The following is an 18,711-nucleotide window of genomic DNA, read 5'->3' as shown; positions in this document are numbered from 1 at the left end:
GATGTCATGCCGCGAAAGGGGTAATGACACACTTACTAGAGTTTGTCTCATGGAGGTGTGTCAATGCCCGCGACCGTCCAGCCCCCCGAGAGCGTCACCTGGCGCGTCCATCTCGACCGGTCCATGTGGGTCGGCGGAGTGCGCAGCCTGATGCTCCAGGCACTGCACCCGATGGCCATGTGGGGCGTCTGGCAGAACTCCAACTTCCGCGAGGACCCCTTCGGGCGGCTCCAGCGGACCTCCGACTTCGTCGGCCTCGGCACGTTCGGCAGCCCCGAAGAGGTCGAGGAGGCCGCCTACCGGGTCCGGGAGATCCACCGCAGCCTGCGCATCCTCAACCACGACACCGGAAAGAAGGAACGGCTCGACCAGCCCGAACTGCTGCTTTGGGTGCACTGCGCCGAGGTCTACTCGTATCTGGAGGTGGCCCGCCGGGGCGGGCTGCTGCTGACCGACGCCATGGCCGACCGGTACCTGGACGAGCAGCGCAAGTCTGCCACCCTCGTCGGGCTGCACGCGGAGGACGTCCCCGGCAGCGTCGCCGAGATGGAAGCGTTCTTCGCCGGGATGCTGCCGCGGCTGCGGGTCACCGAGGAGGCGGCGGAGACCGTCCGGTTCCTGATGTGGCCGGCGATGCCGGAGAACCTGAAGTTCCTCGCGCCCGGCAAGCCCGGCTACTTCCCGTTCGGCGCGCTCTGCTACTACTCGCTGCCCGGCTGGGCCCGGCGCATGTACGGGGCACTGCCCGAGGTGCCCCAGCCGGCGGTGACGGCGGCGCTCAAGTCGTTCCGCCTGGCGATGAACTCGGTACCGGAGCGGCTCCACGACTACGCGTTCGCCAAGCCCACCCGCGACATGCTCGAACGCACCCGGCAGCGGCTGGCCGCCGAGGGCTACGACGTGAGCAGGGGCCTGTTCGGCCTCCGGGACCCGAGACGCTGGCCCGTCCACAAGACCCTCACCCCGGCCTAGCCGACGCTCAAGGGGTTTCCACCGGGAGTGCCGCCCACGGGTCCTTGCGTGGGGCGGCCTCCTGGCCTTCCGGGCAATGGCGGGCGAAGTCGCACCACGAGCACAGGTTGCCCGGACGCGGTGGGAACAGCTCATCGTGCGGGGCGTGGTCGGCGGCGGCCGGGCGGGCGTCGGCCGGGCGGGCGTCCCCGCGTCGGGGTTTCGGAACCCGGGCGCGGTAGGCCTCGTCCGCGGCGGCGGCCTCGGCCGCTATCTGCTCGGCGCGGCGGATGTGCCGCGCCAGCGACTCGTCGGTGTGCTCCCACGACGCGACCTCACCGGACGGCAGGTGGTGCAGCTCGACGCGGCGGCAGGGGCGGCGCAGCACACGGGACGCGGCGACGGCGTAGATCGCCAGGGCGAGGGAGCCCCGCGCGTCGTCGGACGTGAGGGGACGGCGTCCCGTCTTGTAGTCGACGACGACGAGCTCGGGGCCGCGGGCGTCCAGGCGGTCGATGCGGCCGGACACGGCGATGCGGTCGGTGCGGGTCGCGACCGTGCGCTCGACGCCGACCGGCTCGTCGGACGGGTCGAGGCCCGCCGCGTAGCGTTCGGTCATCTCGCGGGCCCGGCCACGCCACTCGGCGGACTGGGCCTCGTCGCGGAAACCGTCCGTCAGCCAGCCCCGGGTCAGGAGGGTCCCGGCGGCCTCGGGGGTGCGTTCGCGGACGGGCAGCCGCCACCAGCCGGCCAGCGCGTTGTGGACGCTCGCGCCGACGCTGTTGTGCGCCCACGGCGGACCCTTCGGCGGCATCGGACGATCGAGGTACGTCATCCGGTAGCGGCGGGGGCAGTCGAGCCACGTGTTCAGCCTCGACGGCGTGCACGTGTACAGGCGCCGGGGCATCCCCTCGAAGCCCAGCTGCTCGGCGTTCAACGCCGGGTCAGTCGTCTTCCTGCGCCAGCGCGCCCCACGTCTCCCAGCGGGAGTCCTCCTCGCCGACCGTGGTCTCCTCGCCCTGCGCGGGCAGGACCTTGAGTTCCTTCGGCAGCGGGGTCAGCAGCGCGCCGATCGAGTTCAGCTGCTGGCGCAGGTCCTCGTAGACGCCGCCGATGGAGCCGGGGCGGCCGCGGTGCAGGGTGTCGCCGGAGAACAGGGTGCCGAGCTGCTCGCTGATCACGCAGACGCTGCCGGGGGTGTGGCCCGGGGTGTGCATGATCTCCAGCTGGGCGTCGCCGATCTCGAAGACGCCGCCGTCCTCCAGCCAGATGTCGGGTTCGAGGGACCGCAGCGCCTTGGCGTCGTCCTCGTCCTCCTCCTCTTTGGCGAGGCGGCCGAAGAACTCGCGCCACAGCAGCCGGTCGGCGCGGTGCAACGCGATCGGGGCCCAGTTCTCCTCGTCCTCCTCGCCCGCGGCGGCGACCTCGAGGACCACGTTGAGGTGGTGCTCGTTGCCGTCGGTGAGCAGGACGGCCATGACCTCGCGGTCACCGACCTCCTTGAGGATGGCCTCGGCGTCGTACGCCGGGTCGATCACGATGACCTCGTCGTCGTCACCGATGAGGTAGGTGTTGTTCTCGACGTCGTAGTCGGTGTCGTCCAGGGTCAGCTGCCCCGACGTCACCACCTGTTCGATGCGCGCGTCCACGCTTGGCACCCTACCGTGGTTCGGGCCCCCGGTCGGGCAGACGGAGATCATCGCCCGAGGCGCCAGCGAGCAGTTTCTCGTAGGCGTCCGGCGCGGTGGTCTCGGCGCCGAGGCGGTCGCCGGTCGGCGCGCCGTGATCGTCGCTGGCGCCCGTGACGGCCAGCCCCAGGCCGGCGGCCAGATCGCGCAGGTGGGCGCGGTCCTCCGGGACGTGGTCGGGATGATCCACCTCGATCCCGGCGAGCCCGGCGGCGGCGAGCCTCTCGATCACCTCGTCCGCGAAGACGTATCCGCGGCGCCGCGCCCTCGGGTGCGCGAGGACGCACACTCCCCCGGCCGCGCGGACGAGCCCGATCGCCCGCACCGGGTCGAGCGCGTACCGTTCGACGTGGGCGCGGCCGCCCTGCGCGATCCACCGCGCGGTGAACGCCTCGTCGACCGTGTCCACCGCGCCCGCCTCGACCATGGCCCGCGCGATGTGCGGACGTCCGACCGCCTCGCCCTTGGCCAGCGCGCGGACCATGCCCCAGGTGACGTCCACGCCGAGATCCCGGAGCCGGTCCACCATGCCCTGCGCCCTGATCACCCGGTCGTCGCAGATCCGGGCGAGTTCGGCGGCCAGCGCCGGCTCCTCCGGGTCGAACAGGTAGCCCAGCATGTGCAGGCTGCGGCCGTCGTGCTTGCACGACAGCTCGGCGCCGGGGACGAGGGTCAGGCCCGCGGGGAGCGAATCGGCGGCCTCGTCCCACCCGGCGACGGTGTCGTGGTCGGTGAGCGCCAGGACGTCCAGTCCCCTCTCCCGCGCCAGCCGGACGACCTCCGCGGGCGGCCGGGTGCCGTCGGACACGTCGCTGTGGCTGTGCAGGTCGATCCGCATGCCCCCGTTCATATCAGGGGCGTCAGTCGTCGAGCCTGGGGCTGTACGCGCCGTAGGGAAGGTGGAGGTCCATCCCCGGCTCGCGCAGATCGAGAAGGGTCTGGCGCTCCAGCATGAGGAGGCCGGCGTCGGCGGGCCACAGCACCGTCCACAGCCAGTCGCCCATCGCCTCGCCCACGTAGGCGGCCCGGTCGGGTTCGCCGTCGACCGCCCACATCGGCACCGAATGGCCGCAGGTCGCGGCGGGGCCGCTCACGTCGAGCTTCACGTGCGGCGGGCTGCCGTCGAACACCTCGCCGGGGTCGGCGCCGTCCAGTCCCGCGTAGTGGGCGCCGAGGCCGACGCCCGGCTCCTCGGCGATCAGCACCATGTCGGCGGGGCCGCTGAGCAGCCCCGGCCCGGACACGGCGACGGCCGTCGCCCGCGCGCCGCTGCGATCGTCCCCGACCGTGGCGAACCCCGTGACGAGCCAGCCCAGCGGAAGGGGCCAGGGCGTCCAGACGGGGACTCTCGCGTCGCGCAGTACGGCGGCCAGCCCGTCCGGGCCGGGTCGTTTGGACGGCTGCCTCGGCAGTACGGCACCGTGCACGCCGCAGGTCCAGTCGCTCGACCAGAGGTTCGGCGCGTGAACGGGACCCGCGCAGCGCGGGCATGTGGGCTCCGCCCTCATGATTACCCACCCTGCGGGCCGACGTCCCGGCTCGTCAAGGTCGCGGAGGTCGCCACCTGGGAAAGGGGGAACAAAATGGGGTCATGCGCATACGTTGCGTCGGCGGGATCGTGCGGGACGGGCAAGGGCGGCTGCTCATGGTGCGGCGGGGGCGCCCGCCGGGCGAGGGACTGTGGTCCATTCCGGGTGGGCGGGTCGAACCCGGCGAGGACGACCCGGACGCGGTCGCGCGGGAACTGAAGGAGGAGACCGGCCTGGACGTCATCGTCGGCGCGTCGGCCGGGACGGTGGAGCGCCCGGGGCCCGGCGGCGTCACCTACGACATCCACGACTACGTGGCGACGGTCACGGGGGGGACGTTGCGCGCCGGGGACGACGCGTCCGAGGTGCGCTGGGTCTCGCCGGACGGGCTGCGCGAACTCCCCGTCACGCCCGGCCTCCTCGACGCCCTGGTGCTGTGGGGGCTGCTATGACCGCGCGGACTGCTATGACCGGGGGACTGCTATGAGACGTGCGCCGGCCGGATGTCCGCCGTCACCGGGACGTCGTCGGCGCCGGGGTCGGAGGTGACGGTCTGGACCCGCATCCGCCGCGCCAGCCAGGCGGCGGCCGCCGCGAACAGCACCATCGGGACGACGTCGGCGACGACGACCTGCCACGGCACCCCGCCCTGCTCGATGTCCAGCTGTCCGATCGCGGCCGATCCGAGGAAGGCCAGCAGGTTGTTGAACACGTGCAGGGCGATGCTGGCCTCCAGCCCGCCTGTGCGCACCGCCAGCCAGGCCGCGATGGCGCCGAAGATGAAGATGTCGAGGATGCCCCAGCCGGTGTAGCCGTGCCCGGCCGTGAACAGCGCCGACCCGACCACGATGCCGGGCCACGGCGTCCGGAACACGACGCTGAACGCCTGTCCGACGCGTCCCCTGGCGTTCTCAAGCGTGCAGGCGCCCACGGCCTGCAGCACCCAGCCGCGGAAGACGTACTCCTCCGCCGCCGCCTGGAACGGCACCAGGAGGATGATGACGACGGCCGGAACGAGGAACTTGTCCCACCCGACCCAATGCTCGTCCCCGGCGGACTGGTCGTCCATGCCGAAGGCCGCCAGGAGCGACGTCCCGTACGCCACGATGCAGAACAGGATCGCCAGGCCACAGCAGACCAGCATCCACTTCCAGCGCAGCCGTCCCGCCACCGACGACAGCGTGCCGGGCCTCCGCCGCTGAATCCCCCACGCCGCGAACAGCGCCACCGGCAGGAACACCGCGAGCGCGGCCAGGTTGAACGCCAGGTCGGCCGTGTCGTCACCGAAGATCGTGTTCGGGTCCGTGCCGGACGTCTCGGGCAGCTCCCCGGTGGCCACCACCTGGATGATCATCCCGATGAGCATGAGCCCGATCGCCAGGCTCATGCCGATGCCCAGGATCGTCAGGCTCCCCACCAGCGGGCGCCACCACCGGTGCGCACCGGTACGCGCCAGCCTGTGGAACGGGCTCCCCGCCGGCGCCGCGATCGTCCAGGACGTCTTGACGGGCGGCGCCCCGTACCCCGGGTACGCCTGCCCGTAAGGGGCGGCCCCGTACTCCCGGTCCCAGCCGGGCGGCTGCGCCGGTGAGCCCGGCCAGTACGGCATCCCCGCCGTGTAGGGCTGCTGCGCCTGCTCGGGCGGCGTGCCGTAGGGCTGCGCACCGTAAGGCTGCGTGCCGTAGGGCTGCGGGCCCTGCTGAGGGTGCGGCTCCTGAGTATGCGGCTCCCGGGGTTGCGGCTCCGCGGGCCGGTCGCCGGAAAGGTCGGGGTCCAGCGGGGCCCAGCCGTCGGCATCCCCTGGTTCTGACACGTTGGACCCTCCCGAAAGCCTTCGCGTACGTAGGGACGAATCGTACGGGGCCTCAGTTCCCCGGTGGGTCGAACCGCTCCCTGCGGGTCATGCCCGCCGCCCGGCCCTTGGCGGCGACGACGAGCGCCATCTTCCGGGACGCCTCGTCGATCATCTCGTCGCCGAGGACGGCGGCGCCGCGCCCCTCGACACCGACGAAATGGTCGTAGGCGTCGAGGATCAGCTCGGCGCGGTCGTAGTCGTCCTGGGACGGGGAGAACACCGCGTTGCCGGCCTCGATCTGGGACGGGTGCAGGACCCACTTGCCGTCGAACCCCAGCGCGGCGGAGCGCCGCGCGACCCGCGTGAACGCCTCCACGTCCCGGACGTTGAAGTAGGGGCCGTCGATGGCCTGGAGGTCGTTGGCGCGTGCGGCCATCAGGATCCGCATCAGGATGTAGTGGTAGGCGTCGCCCTCCGTGTAACCGGGCGGCTGCTCGCCGACGACGAGGGTCTTCATGTTGATCGACGCCATGAGGTCGCCGGGGCCGAGGACGAGCGACTCCAGCCGCGGCGAGGACGCGGCGATCGCGTCGATGCCGACCATTCCCCGCGCGTCCTCGATCTGGGCCTCGATGCCGATGCCGCCGACGGGCAGGCCCATGCCCCGCTCGATCTGGGTGAGCAGCCGGTCGAGCCACTGGACGTGGGCGGCGTCCCGCACCTTGGGCAGCATGACGGCGTCGAGGTTCGCGCCGGCGCCCTCCACGACCTCGATCACGTCCCGGTAGGCCCAGTGGGTGTCCAGGTCGTTGACGCGCACCACCCGGGTCTTCCCGGCCCAGTCCCCCTCGTTCAGCGCGGTGACGACGGTCCCGCGGGCCTCCTCCTTCGCGGACGGCGCGACGGCGTCCTCCAGGTCGAGGAAGATCTCGTCCGCGGGGAGCCCCTGCGCCTTCTCGATGAAGCGGGCGTTGCTGCCGGGGACCGCGAGGGTGGTACGTCGAGAGCGCATGGCCCGGATGCTATCCAGCGATGTGAGACCCTCAGAGCATGGGTGAGCTGAACCGGGCGCTGGTGGAGGAGGCGGCCAAGAAGTCGGGGCTGCTGTGGCTGGACCTGCCCGGCCTGCCGCAGCCGAGGGCCGCCTGGCACGTGTGGCACGACGGCTCCGCCTACGTCCTGACCGGCGGGGAGGGCGAGCAGCCGCTGCCGGGCCTGCCGGAGTCCGCGCAGGTGACGGTGATCCTGCGCAGCAAGGACAAGGGCGGCCGGCTCATCTCGTTCACCGCCGACGCCGAGCCGGTCGAGCCGGGCTCCGAGCTGTGGGACGCCGTGACGCCGCTGCTGGCCAAGGACCGCCTGAACGCCGCTTCCCACGAGGGGCAGGTGGAGCGCTGGGCCACCGACTCCTGGATCGTCCGGCTCACCCCCGTCTCCGAGGTCACCGAGACCGCCGAGGCGTCCGGCGGCTACGCCACCGTCCGGCCCGTCCCGACCCCCGCGACGACCGCGGGCGCACCGCCCCGCATGTACGGCGGCAAACGCCGCCGCGTCGACCGGTAGCGCGTCACATCGGCAGCCGGCGGCCGGTCGCGATGGAGTTGAGCTTGTCGGGGTTGGCGACCAGGTGGACGGCCTGGATCCGGCCGTCGTCGTCGATGTCCACGGTGACGGTGCTGATCGGGCCGTCGGGGCCGTCCACGACGAGGGCGGGCTCGCCGTTGAGGTGGACGCGCCGGATCCGCATGTCGGCGGGTTCGATGCCCGCGTAGGGCCGGCCGGTGATCGCCGAGAGCCAGCGGCCCACCTTGTCGGCGCCGTGGATGATGCGCAGCGCCGCCCTGACCTTGCCGCCGCCGTCGGTCCACAGGGCGACGTCCGGCGCGAGGACCTCCATGAGCCGGTTGATGTCGCCGCCGACGACCGCGTCGAAGAACCGCGACGTGGCCTCCCGCCGCTCCGCGCCGCCCGCCTCGAAGCGGGGACGCCGCGCCTCCACGTGCTTGCGGGCGCGGGTGCCGAGCTGCCGCACCGACGTCTCCGCCCGGTCCAGCGCCTTGGCGATCTCGGCGTACGGGTAGCCGAAGACCTCCTTGAGGACGAACACGGCGCGTTCGAGCGGGCTCAGCGTTTCCAGGACGATGAGCATCGCCATCGATACCGACTCCGACATCTCCGCGTCCTCGGCGACGTCCGGGGAGGTCAGCATCGGCTCGGGCAGCCACGGCCCGACGTAGGTCTCGCGCCGGGCCCGCGCCGACCGCAGCCGGTCGAGCGCGACGTTGGTGGTGATCCGGACGAGGTAGGCCTTGGGTTCGACGACGCCCGAGCGGTCCGCCGCGAACCAGCGGAGCCACGCGTCCTGCACGGCGTCCTCCGCGTCGGCGGCCGTGCCCAGCATCCGGTACGCCACGGCGAAGAGCAGGTTCCGGTGCTCCTCGAACGCCTCCTCGAACGCCTCGCTCATGATCGTCAGCCTCTCATACGGTCCCTCTCAGGTCTTCACCACCGGGGACGGGACGGCGGCGCGAGATGTGACACGTCCTGCCCGCCGGCGTCCGGCATCACCCGCCGGCCCCCGGATCAGGCGGGAGATCATGGGTAGTGTCCTGGCCATGAGCGGATCTCCGACACGGGTGTTCATCGCCCGGCTCGCGGGGATCGCCGTGTTCGACCCCGCCGGCGACCAGGTCGGCAGGGTCCGCGATGTCGTGGTGGCGCTGCGGCTGGCGCCGCGTCCGCCGCGGGCGCTGGGGCTGGTGGTCGAGGTCACGTCCCGCCATGCCGTGTTCCTGCCCATCACGCGGGTGACGGTGATCGAGGCGGACGCGATCGTCTTCGACGGGCGGCTGAACATGCGGCGGTTCCGCAAACGCGAGTCCGAGACGCTGGTCATCGCCGAGATGCTGGACCGGACGATCCGGTTGCGCGACAGCGGGGAACCCGTCTCGGTCGTCGACGTGGCGATGGAACCGACCCGCACCCGGGACTGGCTGGTCGGCAAGGTCGCGGTGCGCCGCAGGAGGGGACGGGGGCTGCGCAAACGCGGCGAGAGCTTCGTCGTGGACTGGGACGCCGTCGAGGGGTTCTCCGCCGTCGAGCACGGGCAGGGCGCGGCCGGGCTGATCGCCGCGTTCGAGCAGATGAAGCCCGCCGACCTCGCCGGCATCGTGCACGAGCTGCCGGCGAAGCGGCGCGCGGAGGTCGCCGCCGCGCTCGACGACGAGCGGCTCGCGGACATCCTGGAGGAACTGCCCGAGGACGACCAGATCGAGATCCTCGGCAAGCTCGGCGTGGACCGGGCCGCGCACGTCCTGGAGGCCATGGGCCCCGACGACGCCGCCGACCTGCTCGGTGACCTGCCCACCGAGCAGCGGGAGCAGCTGCTGACGCTGATGGAGCCGCAGGAGGCGGCGCCGGTGCGCAGGCTCCTGGTCTACGAGGACTACTCGGCCGGCGGCCTGATGACGACCGACCCGGTGATCGTCGCGCCGGACGCGACGGTCGCCGAGGCGCTCGCGCTGATCAGGCGGCCCGACCTGAACCCGGCCCTGGCCGCGCAGGTGTACGTGTGCCGCCCGCCGACCGCGACGCCGACCGGCCGGTACCTCGGGACGGTCCATTTCCAGAAGCTGCTGCGGGAGCCGCCGCCGACGCTCGTCGCCGGGATCGTGGACGCCGAGCTGGACCCGCTGCGGCCCACCATGTCGCTGGAGGCCGTCGCGATGTTCCTGGCCACCTACAACCTCGTCGCGGGCGCCGTCGTGGACGACGACGGCCACCTGCTGGGGTCGGTGACGATCGACGACGTCCTCGACCATCTGCTGCCCGTGGACTGGCGGGAGGCCCTGATGGAGGCCGGCGCGGAGGAGACCGCGGATCCCGAGGAAGAGGCTCTCCGGGGGAACATGTGATGACGACACGCCAGATGACCGCACGCCTGGACCAGCCGAGGGAGATCCGCCGGACGTTCGTGCCGCGGCCCCACTACGATCCCGAGTCGTTCGGGCGGCTGTCCGAACGGATCGCGCGGTTCCTGGGGACGGCCCGTTTCCTCGTCTACCTGACCGTGTTCATCACCGTGTGGGTGGCGTGGAATCTGCTCGCGCCGTCCGCCCTGAAGTTCGACCCTTACCCGTTCATCTTCCTGACGCTGATCCTGTCGGTCCAGGCGTCCTACGCGGCGCCGCTGATCCTGCTGGCCCAGAACCGGCAGGACGACCGGGACCGCGTCCAGTACGAGCAGGACCGGGCGAGGAACGACCGCACCATCGCCGACACCGAATACCTGACCCGGGAGATCGCCGGGCTGCGGGTGGCGGTGAGCGAGGTCGTGACCCGCGACTTCCTGCGCTCGGAGCTTCAGCAGATCATGCGGGAGCTGGAGGCCAAGGACTCCGCGGCCTAGCCCCTCAGGCCCGGACGGGGACCTGCTCGGCGGTGAGCTTGTCCAGGATGTGCTGGAAGGTGCGCAGGTCCGACTCGTCCAGCCTGCTGAGCATGTGCTCCCGGACGCCCTGCCGGTAGGTGGGGGCGGCCTCCGCGAGCCGGGCCCGCCCGGCGGACGTCAGGACGGCGTACAGGCCGCGGGCGTCGCTCGTACAGGACTGCCGGGCGACCAGCCCCTCGCGCTCCAGCCGGTCGACGAGCCGGGTAAGTCCGCTGCGCGACAGCAGGACACGGTCGGCGAGATCGTTCATCCGGAGCCGGCCGCCCGGGGCCTCGCCCAGGTGCATGAGGACGTCGTAGGAGGCCAGCGCCAGGTCATGGTGCGCCAGCAGGTCGGCCTGGAGCCGGCGGGAGATCTGCGCCTGGGCGCGGAGCATGCCGCGCCAGACGATCAGCTCGGCGACCGAGATCGTGCTGCTTGTCACGCACCGATGTTACGGCGGCGCCGCCTCCCGCGCGACGCGGACGCACACGCGGCGTGAGGACCGGCACCCTGATTGGCGGGTTCTTGCATCGGGTTCATACCATGGGCGTATGGCCTCCCAGTTGACGACCGAGCAGGTGACCGCGGCGCTCGCCACCGTGAACGATCCTGAGATCCGCAAGCCCATCACCGAGCTCGACATGGTCAAGAGCGTCGACATCGACGCGGACGGCACCGTCCGCGTCGGCATCTTCCTGACCGTGGCGGGATGTCCGATGAAGGACACCATCACCAGGAACGTCACGGAGGCCGTCTCCGAACTCGGCGGCGTGACCTCGGTGCGCGTCGAACTCGACGTCATGAGCGAGGAGCAGCGCAAGGACCTGCAGACCAAGCTGCGCGGCGGCGAACCGGCCAAGGAGATCCCGTTCGCCAGGCCCGGCTCGCTGACCAAGGTGTACGCGGTCGCGAGCGGCAAGGGCGGCGTCGGCAAGTCGTCGGTGACCGTCAACCTGGCCGCCGCGCTCGCCGCACAGGGCCGCAAGGTCGGGGTCGTCGACGCCGACATCTACGGCCACTCGGTGCCGCGCATGCTCGGGGTGGACAGCTCGCCCACCAAGGTCCAGGACATGATCATGCCGCCGACGGCGCATGACGTGAAGGTCATCTCGGTCGGCATGTTCACCGCCGGGAACCAGCCGGTCGTGTGGCGCGGGCCGATGCTGCACCGGGCGCTGCAGCAGTTCCTCGCCGACGTCTACTGGGGCGACCTCGACATCCTCCTGATGGACCTGCCGCCCGGCACCGGCGACATCGCGATCTCCGTCGCGCAGCTGCTGCCGTCCGCGGAGATCCTGGTGGTCACCACGCCGCAGCAGGCGGCCGCCGAGGTCGCCGAGCGGGCCGGCGCGATCGCCGCGCAGACGCACCAGCAGGTCGTCGGCGTGATCGAGAACATGTCGTACCTGACGTGCCCGCACTGCGGCGAGCAGCAGTACATCTTCGGTGAGGGCGGCGGCCAGACGGTCGCGGACGCGCTGACCAAGACGCTCGGGACCCGCGTCCCCATGCTCGGCCAGGTGCAGATCGACCCGCGGCTGCGCGAGGGCGGCGATGAGGGCCGGCCGCTGGTGCTGTCCGACCCGGACGCCGGCGCCGCCAAGGAACTGCGGACCATCGCCGACGAACTCGCCGGCCGCAGCCGCGGCCTGGCCGGAATGTCCCTGGGCATCTCCCCCAAGAAGCGTTGACTCCGCCGAGCCCGGCCACATAGCCCAGGGGTCCCCCGGGGCTATGTGGCTTCGGTGTCGAAGGGGGGGCGCTCGCCGTAGTCGAGTTGGCCGTTCCCGGCCGCGGTCGCGTACGACGGCTCGTCGTCGAAGACACCGCTCTTGTTCAGGGAGGTGTCGTCCTCCTCGAAGAGGTGCTTGCGGACGAACGTCTTCGGGTTGAGGTCGTTGATGTCGAAGTCTTTGAACTCGGGGCCGAGGCCCTCCTGCAGGTCCGCCCTGGCGGAGTTGGCCATCTGGCGGAACTGCCGCAGCATCCGGCCCGCCTGCCCGGCGACCTGGGGCAGCTTGTCTCCGAAAATGACCAGCGCGAGAACGACGAGCACCGCCATCTCACCGAGTCCGACGTCGAACAACCTGTCCTCCACATACGGCAGGGACCGGCCCTGCGGCGGACCGGTCCCCCCAGCGTATCCCGAGCCCGGATGAACCGGACCTGAACGTTTCCCCGCCATCCTCCGGGGACGACCTCAGGCCCCCGGATAGGACGCCGATCAGTCAGACCCGAGAGTCACCTCGACGGTGCTCTCCCGGCCGTCGCGCTGGTAGGTGATCGTGATCCGGTCGCCGGGGGCGCGGCTGCGGATCTGCGCGATCAGGTCGGTCGCGTCCTCGATCGGCTTGTCGTCGACGCGGGTGATGACGTCGCCGGGCTTCAGGCCGGCCTTGTCCGCCGGGCCGCCCTTGGTCACCGGGTCCTGCCCGTTGACCGGCTGCGGCATGATCCGCGCGCCGCCGTCCTGGTAGCGGGGGTCGGGCAGCACGCCCAGCTTGGCCTGCCGGGACGAGCCGGTCCGGATGATCTCCTCGGCGATCCGCTTGGCCTGGTTGATCGGGATCGCGAAGCCGAGGCCGATGCTGCCGCCCGTCTCGCTGCCGAGGCCCTGGCCGCCGAGCGTCGCGATCGCGGTGTTGATGCCGATGACGCGGCCCTTGGCGTCCACCAGCGGCCCGCCCGAGTTGCCCGGGTTGATCGCCGCGTCGGTCTGGATCGCGTTGAGGAAGGACGCGTCGCCGCCCTCGCCCCGCGTGGGCACCGCGCGGTTCAGCGAGCTGACGATGCCGGTGGTGACCGAGCCCTGCAGGCCCAGCGGGGACCCGATCGCGATCACCGGGTCACCGACGGCGATCTTGCTGGAGTCGCCGACGGTGAGCGCGGGCAGCGAATGCTGGCCCTCGGGCTTCAGGACGGCGACGTCCGAGCTCGGGTCGGCGCCCTTGACGGTGGCGGGCAGCGTCTTCTTGTCGTTGAAAACGATCTGGATGGCGCCGCCGTCGCCACCGGCGACGACATGGTTGTTGGTGATGACGTAGCCGCCGTTGACGATGAAGCCGGTGCCGCCGACCTCGCCCTGCGCGGCCTGCACGCGGATCATCACGACGCTCGGCAGCACGCGCTGCGCCACGCCCGCGACCGAGTCCGGCGGGCGGGCCTGCACCTCCGAGCCGCTGCCGCCGCCACCACCGAGGCTGACCGGGCCGTTGTCGTTGCCGTCCGTCGCGACGACGCCGACCCCGGCGCCGACCGCGCCGGCCACCAGCGCGACGATCACCGTGATGACGGCGAGGAGCCCGAGGCCCGGGCCGCCGCGCCCCGACGACGGCGGAGCCGGAACCGGCGCCCAGTTCGGGCCGCCCCCGGGCGGCATCCCGAACCCGGCCATCGGGCGGGGGCCGCCGGACGGCGGGCCCATCGGCGCGGGCGGCGGGCCCATCGGCGGCGGACCGCCGACGGGCGGAGGTCCCTGGTGGGGGTGCTGCGCCCAGCCGCCGTAGGGCCGGCCGTGCGCGGCACGCGGGTCATGGTTGTGCGGGACGAACCCGGGACGCGAGCGGTCCTCGGGGCCCTCCGCGAGGGGCTTGTCGAGCGGTACCGGCGGCGGGGGCTGCGGCATGTCGTTCGGGGACGCGTCCTGCAGCGGCACCTCCCGCGGCCCCATGTCGGCCGGCGTGGACCGGAACAGCACGTCCTCGCTGGTGTCCGGCGGCTCCCCGAACGACGAGTCCGGTGGCGCGAATCCCCCCGCCACGAGCCTGTCGCCGCCCGGCCCCGAATCCGGCTCCGGCTCGGGCTCGGGCTCGGGGTCGTCGGCCTCGAACGGGGCCTCCCCGTCGGACCGTGCCCCGGGCTCGGGATCGTCCACCGGCTGCTCCAGCGGAATCTCCTGGTCGGTCACCGTCTCGGGAGGAGCCGCCGCCTCCTGCCGTTCGGGCTCCCGGCCGGAGGCGACGTCGTCGTCCTCCGACGGTGCCCCGGCCGGCCCGCGGTTGTCTTCCGTCATCCCCATCTCTCCTACCGAGCATGGTCCTCGTCATCCGTGCTCATCGTGCCCGTAAAGGCATGTGGCGAGCATAAGACCTTCTGTCGATACGCTCGCACCGGACGATCATCATCGTCGGCGAACATTTCTCTTCCTCGATGGCTCGAATTCGTTGACGGCTCCGGCGACAGGCCGGACGAAAGGTGTTCAGTCGAAAGGGTTCGCGGTCGAGGCCAGGCGCCGGGCGCCGCGCGACACCCGCGAAAAGAAGGGGTCGGCGTCCCTCGGCAGGTGCGCCGCCACCGACTCGGCCGTGCTCTGCGGTGCGTCGGTCAGCACCGTGAACACGTAGCCGTCGCCCGCGGAGACGGCCCAGTGCCGCAGGGACTCGCGGCGGAACACCGTCCGGCCGTGCTTGACGGTCTTCTGCCAGTCGTCCAGGGCGCGCTCGTCCAGCGTGCCGCGCTGCACGAACACCGAGACGGCGGCGAGCCCGTCGGAGTAGCTGAGGTGGACGGTGCCGCCGCCCGGCTCGCGGCGGGCGTCGTGGAGGGCGAGCCGCCCCGGCAGGTCCGCCGGGAGGGGCCAGCCCCGGTCGCGCAGCCCTTCGAGATCGGTACGGTCCAGTTCGTCGTTCCACAGGGCCGTGGCGCCCCGGCCGGCGACGCCGTCCGGGGACTCGCCCGCGGCGGTGCCGGGGAACCGGGCGAGGCCGCCCCGGGCGCCGCCGAGCGTCACCGCCTCCGCGGGCGGCGCGGTGAAGCTGATCTCGCTGAAGCCGGTGACGACGACCGGGCGGCCGGTGGCGTCGATGAGCTCGCGGTGCAGCATCAGCCCGGTCTCGGAGTCGATCCAGAAGCGCCCGGCGGGGCTCCCGTCGGCCCTGCGGGCCTCCACGACGCGGGCGTGCCTGCCGCACACCGACGAGTCCGCTGCGCGGACCACCGAATAGTTTCTGGTCAGCAGGGACAGCGTCTCCGGGGTGAAGCCGGTCGTCTCCCCGGCGGCGGACTCGGGCCGGTAGCCCCTCCCGGACGTTCCGGACCGGTAGCGGATGCCCTCGCCGGGCCTGTGGGCGACCGTCACGCGGAACGTGGTGGAACTGTTGCGGCCCGCCGTCGTGAGGAACCGCCGGCCCTGGTACGGGACGCGGCCGGCGGCGTCGGCGGCGGCGCGCAGCAGGGCCACCGCGCCGGGATCGCTGCGGACGCGGCGGACCGAAGCCGGGTCGCCGGCCAGCGCGGCGGCCAGGGCGAGGGCGCCCGCGAGCCCGCAGGCGAGGACGGAGCGGCGCCGTCCCCGGCCGGTCAAGATCCTGGCGGTCACGGCCCCGGAGAGACCGAGACCCGGTTGAGCGGGTCGGTGAGCGGGTCGTTCATCGGCGCGTCACCGGCGGTCAGCGCGTGCTCGACGGCGAAGCGGTCGAAGGCGGGCATGACGTCCGGCGCCTCCTGGCGCCCGCCCGCGGCGTAGGACGCGGTCCCGAGGCCGAGGAACAGGGTGGCGGCGCCCACGACCAGGTAGCGGCGCCGCGGCTGGATCTGCAGGACGCCGGCGTGCCCGGCGGGACGGTTGTCGCGCGGGCGCACGGCCGCGGGCGTCCGGGCGGCGCGGGTCGATGATCGCAGCGGCCGGCGGGGATGCCGCGCCGGGGTCCCGGCGGGCGGGCCGGGCGGGACGCCGCCGGCGGCGGGCGGCCCGGCGGACGCGGGCAGCGAGCGCAGCCGGGTCAGGAAGTCGTCGGACGGGAGGTCGTCCGCGGCGTCCGCGGACGGACTGTCCGACAGGCCGCGCAGCCGGCCCTTGATCACGCGCAGCGAGGCGACCTCGTCCCTGCACTGGGCGCATCCCGCGAGATGGGCGAGAGCGCGGTCGCGCTCCTCATGCCCCAGCTCACCGTCGACCAGAGCGGTCAGACGCTCCCCCAGACAACTCACGCCGCCTCCGTCGTTCCGTTCGATCCGCCGCGCGGTCCCGCCCGCGCGCGGTAAGCACAGCTTTACATTTTCACGTGGACCCAGGTCTACTACACGCCCTCCGGCTGCGGCCGAACACCGCTCGCCACGTGCAGCCCCTTGGCCTCGTCGTCCTCCACCGCGCCCATGGCGCGGAGGGTCTGGTACTCGTTCCTGGTCCCCGGCCGGCGGCGGGTCGGCGCGCGGTGCTCCAGCGCGGAGCGCAACTGCGCACGCCCCCGGTGGATGCGGCTGCGCACGGTCCCCAGCTTGACGCCGAGCGTCGCGGAGATCTCCTCGTAGGACAGTCCCTCGATGTCGCACAGCACGACGGCCGCGCGGTACTCGGGCGCGAGCGCGTCGAGCGCGTCCTGCACGTCGGCGTCGAAGTTGCTGTCGTCGAACGCCTGCGCCGGGGTCGGCTCGCGGCCCTGGAGGCGTTCGGCGGCGTCGTCGGCGAGGCCTTCGAAGCGGATGCGCTGACGGCGCCGCGCCATGTCGAGGAACAGGTTCGTGGTGATCCGGTGCAGCCAGCCCTCGAACGTGCCCGGCGTGTAGTTCGACAGTGAACGGAACACGCGGACGAAGACCTCCTGCGTGAGGTCCTCCGCGTCGTGCTGGTTGCCGGTCAGCCTGTACGCGAGCCGGTAGACGCGGGCGGAATGCTCGCGGACGACCTCGTCCCAGGACGGCGGTGCCCATTCGGCCTCGGGGGCGTTCTCGCGAGTTCGCGTGCCGCTGCCAACCCCTTGCCTGGGGCCGACCCCCACAGCGCTTCTGAAACTAAGTGCTGCCACTCCCATGGTGCCGGGCTGTTCCTCTCTCGTGAGCCAAGGTCTCGCCTTGGAACGGCACGGTCTCGCCTGGGCTGGGGCGGTTTTGGACCGACTCGGTTCTCGTGGATTTCATCCGCTCGTGAGCGGACTCCTTCCGTGGTTACAACGCGCTGAAACTCCAGTTGGTTCCCTGTCAGCGATATGGTCTTTCCAGCATGAGCCAGGCGGGGGTCCCGCGAGGAGGCAGCCATCGACGCCGTTCAGGCCACCCGGGCCTATGTGGAGGACTTCCTCCCCGAAGACGAGCCGCTCCTGAACGCCAGGCGCCGCGGTGAGGAGATCGGCGCGTCTCCGATCGGGGCGGCCGGCGGGGCGGCACTGCGTTTCCTCGCGACGCTGATCGGCGCGCGGACCGTCGTGGAGGTCGGCTCCGGCTGCGGCGTGTCCGGAATCTGGCTGATGCGCGGCATGCCCAAGGACGCGGTGCTGACGAGCGTGGACATCGACCCCGAGCATCAGCGCATGGCGAAGCAGGCGTACGTGGAGGCGGGCCTCGGTTCGTTCCGCACCCGGATGATCAGCGGACCGGCGCTGGAGGTGCTGCCGCGGCTCACCGACGGCGCCTACGACATGGTGTTCTGCGACGCGCAGAAACGCGAGTACCCCGAGTACCTGACGGACGCGCTGCGGCTGCTGCGGCCCGGCGGCGTGGTCGCGTTCGACAACGCGCTGTGGCACGACCGGGTCGCCGACCCCGGCCGCCGCGACCCCGACACCGAGGCGATCCGCGAGGTGCACCGGATGATCCTCGACGACGAGCGGCTCGTCCCGCTGCTGGTCCCGGTGGGCGACGGCCTGCTGTGCGCCGTCAAGTGCGACTGACCGATGCCTGAAACGGAACGTACCGAAAGCGGCCCCGAGACCGGCCCTGAGACCGGCTCGGAGACCGGCCCTGAGACCGGCTCGGGCGCCGAGGCCGGTGGCGGCGACGTGGCGGCGGGCGAGGTGTTCGCGGTGCGCGTCCGGGCGACGTGGCGCGCGATCTGGCAGTTGCTCGCGACCCTGATCCTCTTCCTGGCGTCGGCGGGGTTCGTCGCGGGCGGCGTGACGGGCGGCGCCAGCGTGGGCGGCGTCATGTTCACGGTCCTCGGCTTCGCCGGGCTCGCGCTGTTCGGGACGGGGCTGTTCATGTCGGCCGGCGGGATGCTGGCACGCCGTCCGGTCCTGGAACTGAACGGGGACGGGGTGCGGCGGCCGCCGCGCTGGCCGCTGCCGCGCGGCGCCGGGCGGACGCTGCCCTGGGCGGACGTCGCGGCGATCACGGCGCTGCGGCGCGGCGTCGGCGGCACCCGCAGGGGCGAGCAGGACTACATCGTCTTCCTGCCGACGGCGGAGCTGGCCGAACTCGCCCGCACGTCGGGGCGGCCGCGGCTCGTGGCGCTGACGATGCGGGACGTGCCGGCGACGGCGGAGGCCGTCCGGTGGTGCTTCGCGGTGGAGCAGGGCTGGGACGCGACGCTCCCGCAGATCGTCAAGGAGGCGAGGCGCCGCCGCCGCGTCCCGGTGATCGACCGCCGGACCAAGTGACCGGGCG

The 18,711-nt window shown here is 72.5% G+C and carries 21 protein-coding genes; 8 read left to right on the top strand and 13 right to left on the bottom strand.

The window, feature by feature from the left end:
• Positions 1-63: 63 nt before the first annotated feature.
• On the top strand, positions 64-972 hold the full coding sequence (locus ACTWPP_RS11610; RefSeq protein WP_443104194.1) for an oxygenase MpaB family protein: 909 nt from the start codon (positions 64-66) through the stop codon (positions 970-972).
• Positions 973-979: 7 nt separating this feature from the next.
• On the opposite strand, the gene ACTWPP_RS11605 is transcribed toward ACTWPP_RS11610, so the two are convergent.
• From ACTWPP_RS11605 to ACTWPP_RS11590, 4 genes are read right to left on the bottom strand one after another with little or no spacing between them, the layout of a single operon-like run.
• The gene (locus tag ACTWPP_RS11605; RefSeq protein WP_443104193.1) at positions 980-1,888 is read right to left on the bottom strand and encodes a RecB family exonuclease; all 909 of its coding nucleotides are present in this window, start codon (positions 1,886-1,888) and stop codon (positions 980-982) included.
• Between the two features lie 7 nt (positions 1,889-1,895).
• Entirely contained in the window at positions 1,896-2,600 is a 705-nt protein-coding gene (locus ACTWPP_RS11600) for an MBL fold metallo-hydrolase (protein WP_443104192.1), read from the bottom strand.
• A 10-nt stretch (positions 2,601-2,610) separates the two neighbouring features.
• A complete protein-coding gene (locus tag ACTWPP_RS11595) occupies positions 2,611-3,477 on the bottom strand; it encodes a PHP domain-containing protein (protein WP_443104191.1) in 867 nt (288 codons plus the stop codon).
• Positions 3,478-3,499: 22 nt separating this feature from the next.
• Positions 3,500-4,147 (bottom strand): DUF6758 family protein, encoded by a 648-nt coding sequence (locus ACTWPP_RS11590; RefSeq protein WP_443104190.1) that lies wholly within the window; start codon positions 4,145-4,147, stop codon positions 3,500-3,502.
• 83 nt (positions 4,148-4,230) lie between these two features.
• Between ACTWPP_RS11590 and ACTWPP_RS11585 the strand changes: the two genes are divergently transcribed.
• A complete protein-coding gene (locus tag ACTWPP_RS11585) occupies positions 4,231-4,620 on the top strand; it encodes an NUDIX hydrolase (RefSeq protein ID WP_443104189.1) in 390 nt (129 codons plus the stop codon).
• A gap of 29 nt (positions 4,621-4,649) precedes the next feature.
• On the opposite strand, the gene ACTWPP_RS11580 is transcribed toward ACTWPP_RS11585, so the two are convergent.
• Together ACTWPP_RS11580 and ACTWPP_RS11575 are read right to left on the bottom strand one after the other, a co-directional pair.
• A complete protein-coding gene (locus ACTWPP_RS11580) occupies positions 4,650-5,981 on the bottom strand; it encodes a CPBP family glutamic-type intramembrane protease (protein ID WP_443104188.1) in 1,332 nt (443 codons plus the stop codon).
• A 52-nt stretch (positions 5,982-6,033) separates the two neighbouring features.
• Entirely contained in the window at positions 6,034-6,975 is a 942-nt protein-coding gene (locus tag ACTWPP_RS11575; protein WP_443104187.1) for an HpcH/HpaI aldolase/citrate lyase family protein, read from the bottom strand.
• Between the two features lie 38 nt (positions 6,976-7,013).
• Between ACTWPP_RS11575 and ACTWPP_RS11570 the strand changes: the two genes are divergently transcribed.
• Positions 7,014-7,526 carry a hypothetical protein gene (locus tag ACTWPP_RS11570; RefSeq protein ID WP_443104186.1) on the top strand — a complete coding sequence of 171 codons (513 nt, stop codon included), beginning with the start codon at positions 7,014-7,016 and terminating at the stop codon, positions 7,524-7,526.
• A 4-nt stretch (positions 7,527-7,530) separates the two neighbouring features.
• On the opposite strand, the gene ACTWPP_RS11565 is transcribed toward ACTWPP_RS11570, so the two are convergent.
• Positions 7,531-8,430, bottom strand: coding sequence for an RNA polymerase sigma-70 factor (locus tag ACTWPP_RS11565; RefSeq protein WP_443104185.1), 900 nt, complete (start codon positions 8,428-8,430; stop codon positions 7,531-7,533).
• Positions 8,431-8,578: 148 nt separating this feature from the next.
• Between ACTWPP_RS11565 and ACTWPP_RS11560 the strand changes: the two genes are divergently transcribed.
• Positions 8,579-9,877 (top strand): magnesium transporter MgtE N-terminal domain-containing protein, encoded by a 1,299-nt coding sequence (locus ACTWPP_RS11560; RefSeq protein WP_443104184.1) that lies wholly within the window; start codon positions 8,579-8,581, stop codon positions 9,875-9,877.
• Positions 9,877-10,371: a DUF1003 domain-containing protein gene (locus tag ACTWPP_RS11555; protein ID WP_443104183.1), complete on the top strand. Its 495-nt coding sequence runs from the start codon at positions 9,877-9,879 to the stop codon at positions 10,369-10,371. The genes ACTWPP_RS11560 and ACTWPP_RS11555 overlap by 1 nt, the downstream gene beginning before the upstream one ends.
• A gap of 4 nt (positions 10,372-10,375) precedes the next feature.
• Here ACTWPP_RS11555 and ACTWPP_RS11550 read toward each other — a convergent pair whose 3' ends face one another.
• On the bottom strand, positions 10,376-10,837 hold the full coding sequence (locus ACTWPP_RS11550; protein WP_443104182.1) for a MarR family winged helix-turn-helix transcriptional regulator: 462 nt from the start codon (positions 10,835-10,837) through the stop codon (positions 10,376-10,378).
• Positions 10,838-10,946: 109 nt separating this feature from the next.
• On the opposite strand from ACTWPP_RS11550, the gene ACTWPP_RS11545 reads away from it, so the two are divergent.
• Positions 10,947-12,086 (top strand): Mrp/NBP35 family ATP-binding protein, encoded by a 1,140-nt coding sequence (locus ACTWPP_RS11545; protein WP_443104181.1) that lies wholly within the window; start codon positions 10,947-10,949, stop codon positions 12,084-12,086.
• A 41-nt stretch (positions 12,087-12,127) separates the two neighbouring features.
• Here ACTWPP_RS11545 and ACTWPP_RS11540 read toward each other — a convergent pair whose 3' ends face one another.
• The 5 genes from ACTWPP_RS11540 to sigE all read right to left on the bottom strand — a co-directional run bounded on the left by ACTWPP_RS11540 (position 12,128) and on the right by sigE (position 17,144).
• The gene (locus tag ACTWPP_RS11540) at positions 12,128-12,481 is read right to left on the bottom strand and encodes a sec-independent translocase (RefSeq protein ID WP_443104180.1); all 354 of its coding nucleotides are present in this window, start codon (positions 12,479-12,481) and stop codon (positions 12,128-12,130) included.
• Between the two features lie 138 nt (positions 12,482-12,619).
• A complete protein-coding gene (locus tag ACTWPP_RS11535; protein WP_443104179.1) occupies positions 12,620-14,407 on the bottom strand; it encodes a S1C family serine protease in 1,788 nt (595 codons plus the stop codon).
• Positions 14,408-14,593: 186 nt separating this feature from the next.
• Positions 14,594-15,712, bottom strand: coding sequence for a sigma-E factor regulatory protein RseB domain-containing protein (locus ACTWPP_RS11530; RefSeq protein WP_443104178.1), 1,119 nt, complete (start codon positions 15,710-15,712; stop codon positions 14,594-14,596).
• A complete protein-coding gene (locus ACTWPP_RS11525) occupies positions 15,709-16,323 on the bottom strand; it encodes an anti-sigma factor family protein (RefSeq protein WP_443104177.1) in 615 nt (204 codons plus the stop codon). Before ACTWPP_RS11525 ends, ACTWPP_RS11530 begins: the two co-directional genes overlap by 4 nt.
• Positions 16,324-16,412: 89 nt before the next feature.
• The gene (gene sigE, locus ACTWPP_RS11520; RefSeq protein WP_443104176.1) at positions 16,413-17,144 is read right to left on the bottom strand and encodes an RNA polymerase sigma factor SigE; all 732 of its coding nucleotides are present in this window, start codon (positions 17,142-17,144) and stop codon (positions 16,413-16,415) included.
• A 252-nt stretch (positions 17,145-17,396) separates the two neighbouring features.
• Here sigE and ACTWPP_RS11515 point away from each other — a divergent pair, with 252 nt between their 5' ends.
• Positions 17,397-17,999, top strand: coding sequence for an O-methyltransferase (locus tag ACTWPP_RS11515; RefSeq protein ID WP_443104175.1), 603 nt, complete (start codon positions 17,397-17,399; stop codon positions 17,997-17,999).
• Positions 18,000-18,002: 3 nt separating this feature from the next.
• Complete coding sequence (locus tag ACTWPP_RS11510) at positions 18,003-18,704, top strand: hypothetical protein (RefSeq protein WP_443104174.1); 702 nt, start codon at positions 18,003-18,005, stop codon at positions 18,702-18,704.
• Positions 18,705-18,711: the final 7 nt, after the last annotated feature.

The sequence above is a fragment of the Actinomadura sp. 3N407 genome, from assembly GCF_052245875.1.
In the GTDB taxonomy this organism is placed as follows: domain Bacteria; phylum Actinomycetota; class Actinomycetes; order Streptosporangiales; family Streptosporangiaceae; genus Spirillospora.
The sequence above is the reverse complement of the archived record's forward strand: the minus strand, read 5'-3'. Positions and strand labels throughout refer to the sequence as shown.

Excerpts from the sequence above, each read along its gene's own strand:
- ACTWPP_RS11610 (WP_443104194.1), top strand. The coding sequence starts at position 64 with ATGCCCGCGACCGTCCAGCCCCCCGAGAGCGTCACCTGGCGCGTCCAT.
- ACTWPP_RS11595 (WP_443104191.1), bottom strand. The coding sequence starts at position 3,477 with ATGCGGATCGACCTGCACAGCCACAGCGACGTGTCCGACGGCACCCGG.
- ACTWPP_RS11590 (WP_443104190.1), bottom strand. The coding sequence starts at position 4,147 with ATGAGGGCGGAGCCCACATGCCCGCGCTGCGCGGGTCCCGTTCACGCG.
- ACTWPP_RS11585 (WP_443104189.1), top strand. The coding sequence starts at position 4,231 with ATGCGCATACGTTGCGTCGGCGGGATCGTGCGGGACGGGCAAGGGCGG.
- ACTWPP_RS11575 (WP_443104187.1), bottom strand. The coding sequence starts at position 6,975 with ATGCGCTCTCGACGTACCACCCTCGCGGTCCCCGGCAGCAACGCCCGC.
- ACTWPP_RS11570 (WP_443104186.1), top strand. The coding sequence starts at position 7,014 with ATGGGTGAGCTGAACCGGGCGCTGGTGGAGGAGGCGGCCAAGAAGTCG.
- ACTWPP_RS11565 (WP_443104185.1), bottom strand. The coding sequence starts at position 8,430 with ATGAGCGAGGCGTTCGAGGAGGCGTTCGAGGAGCACCGGAACCTGCTC.
- ACTWPP_RS11560 (WP_443104184.1), top strand. The coding sequence starts at position 8,579 with ATGAGCGGATCTCCGACACGGGTGTTCATCGCCCGGCTCGCGGGGATC.
- ACTWPP_RS11555 (WP_443104183.1), top strand. The coding sequence starts at position 9,877 with ATGACGACACGCCAGATGACCGCACGCCTGGACCAGCCGAGGGAGATC.
- ACTWPP_RS11545 (WP_443104181.1), top strand. The coding sequence starts at position 10,947 with ATGGCCTCCCAGTTGACGACCGAGCAGGTGACCGCGGCGCTCGCCACC.
- ACTWPP_RS11535 (WP_443104179.1), bottom strand. The coding sequence starts at position 14,407 with ATGACGGAAGACAACCGCGGGCCGGCCGGGGCACCGTCGGAGGACGAC.
- sigE (WP_443104176.1), bottom strand. The coding sequence starts at position 17,144 with ATGGGAGTGGCAGCACTTAGTTTCAGAAGCGCTGTGGGGGTCGGCCCC.
- ACTWPP_RS11510 (WP_443104174.1), top strand. The coding sequence starts at position 18,003 with ATGCCTGAAACGGAACGTACCGAAAGCGGCCCCGAGACCGGCCCTGAG.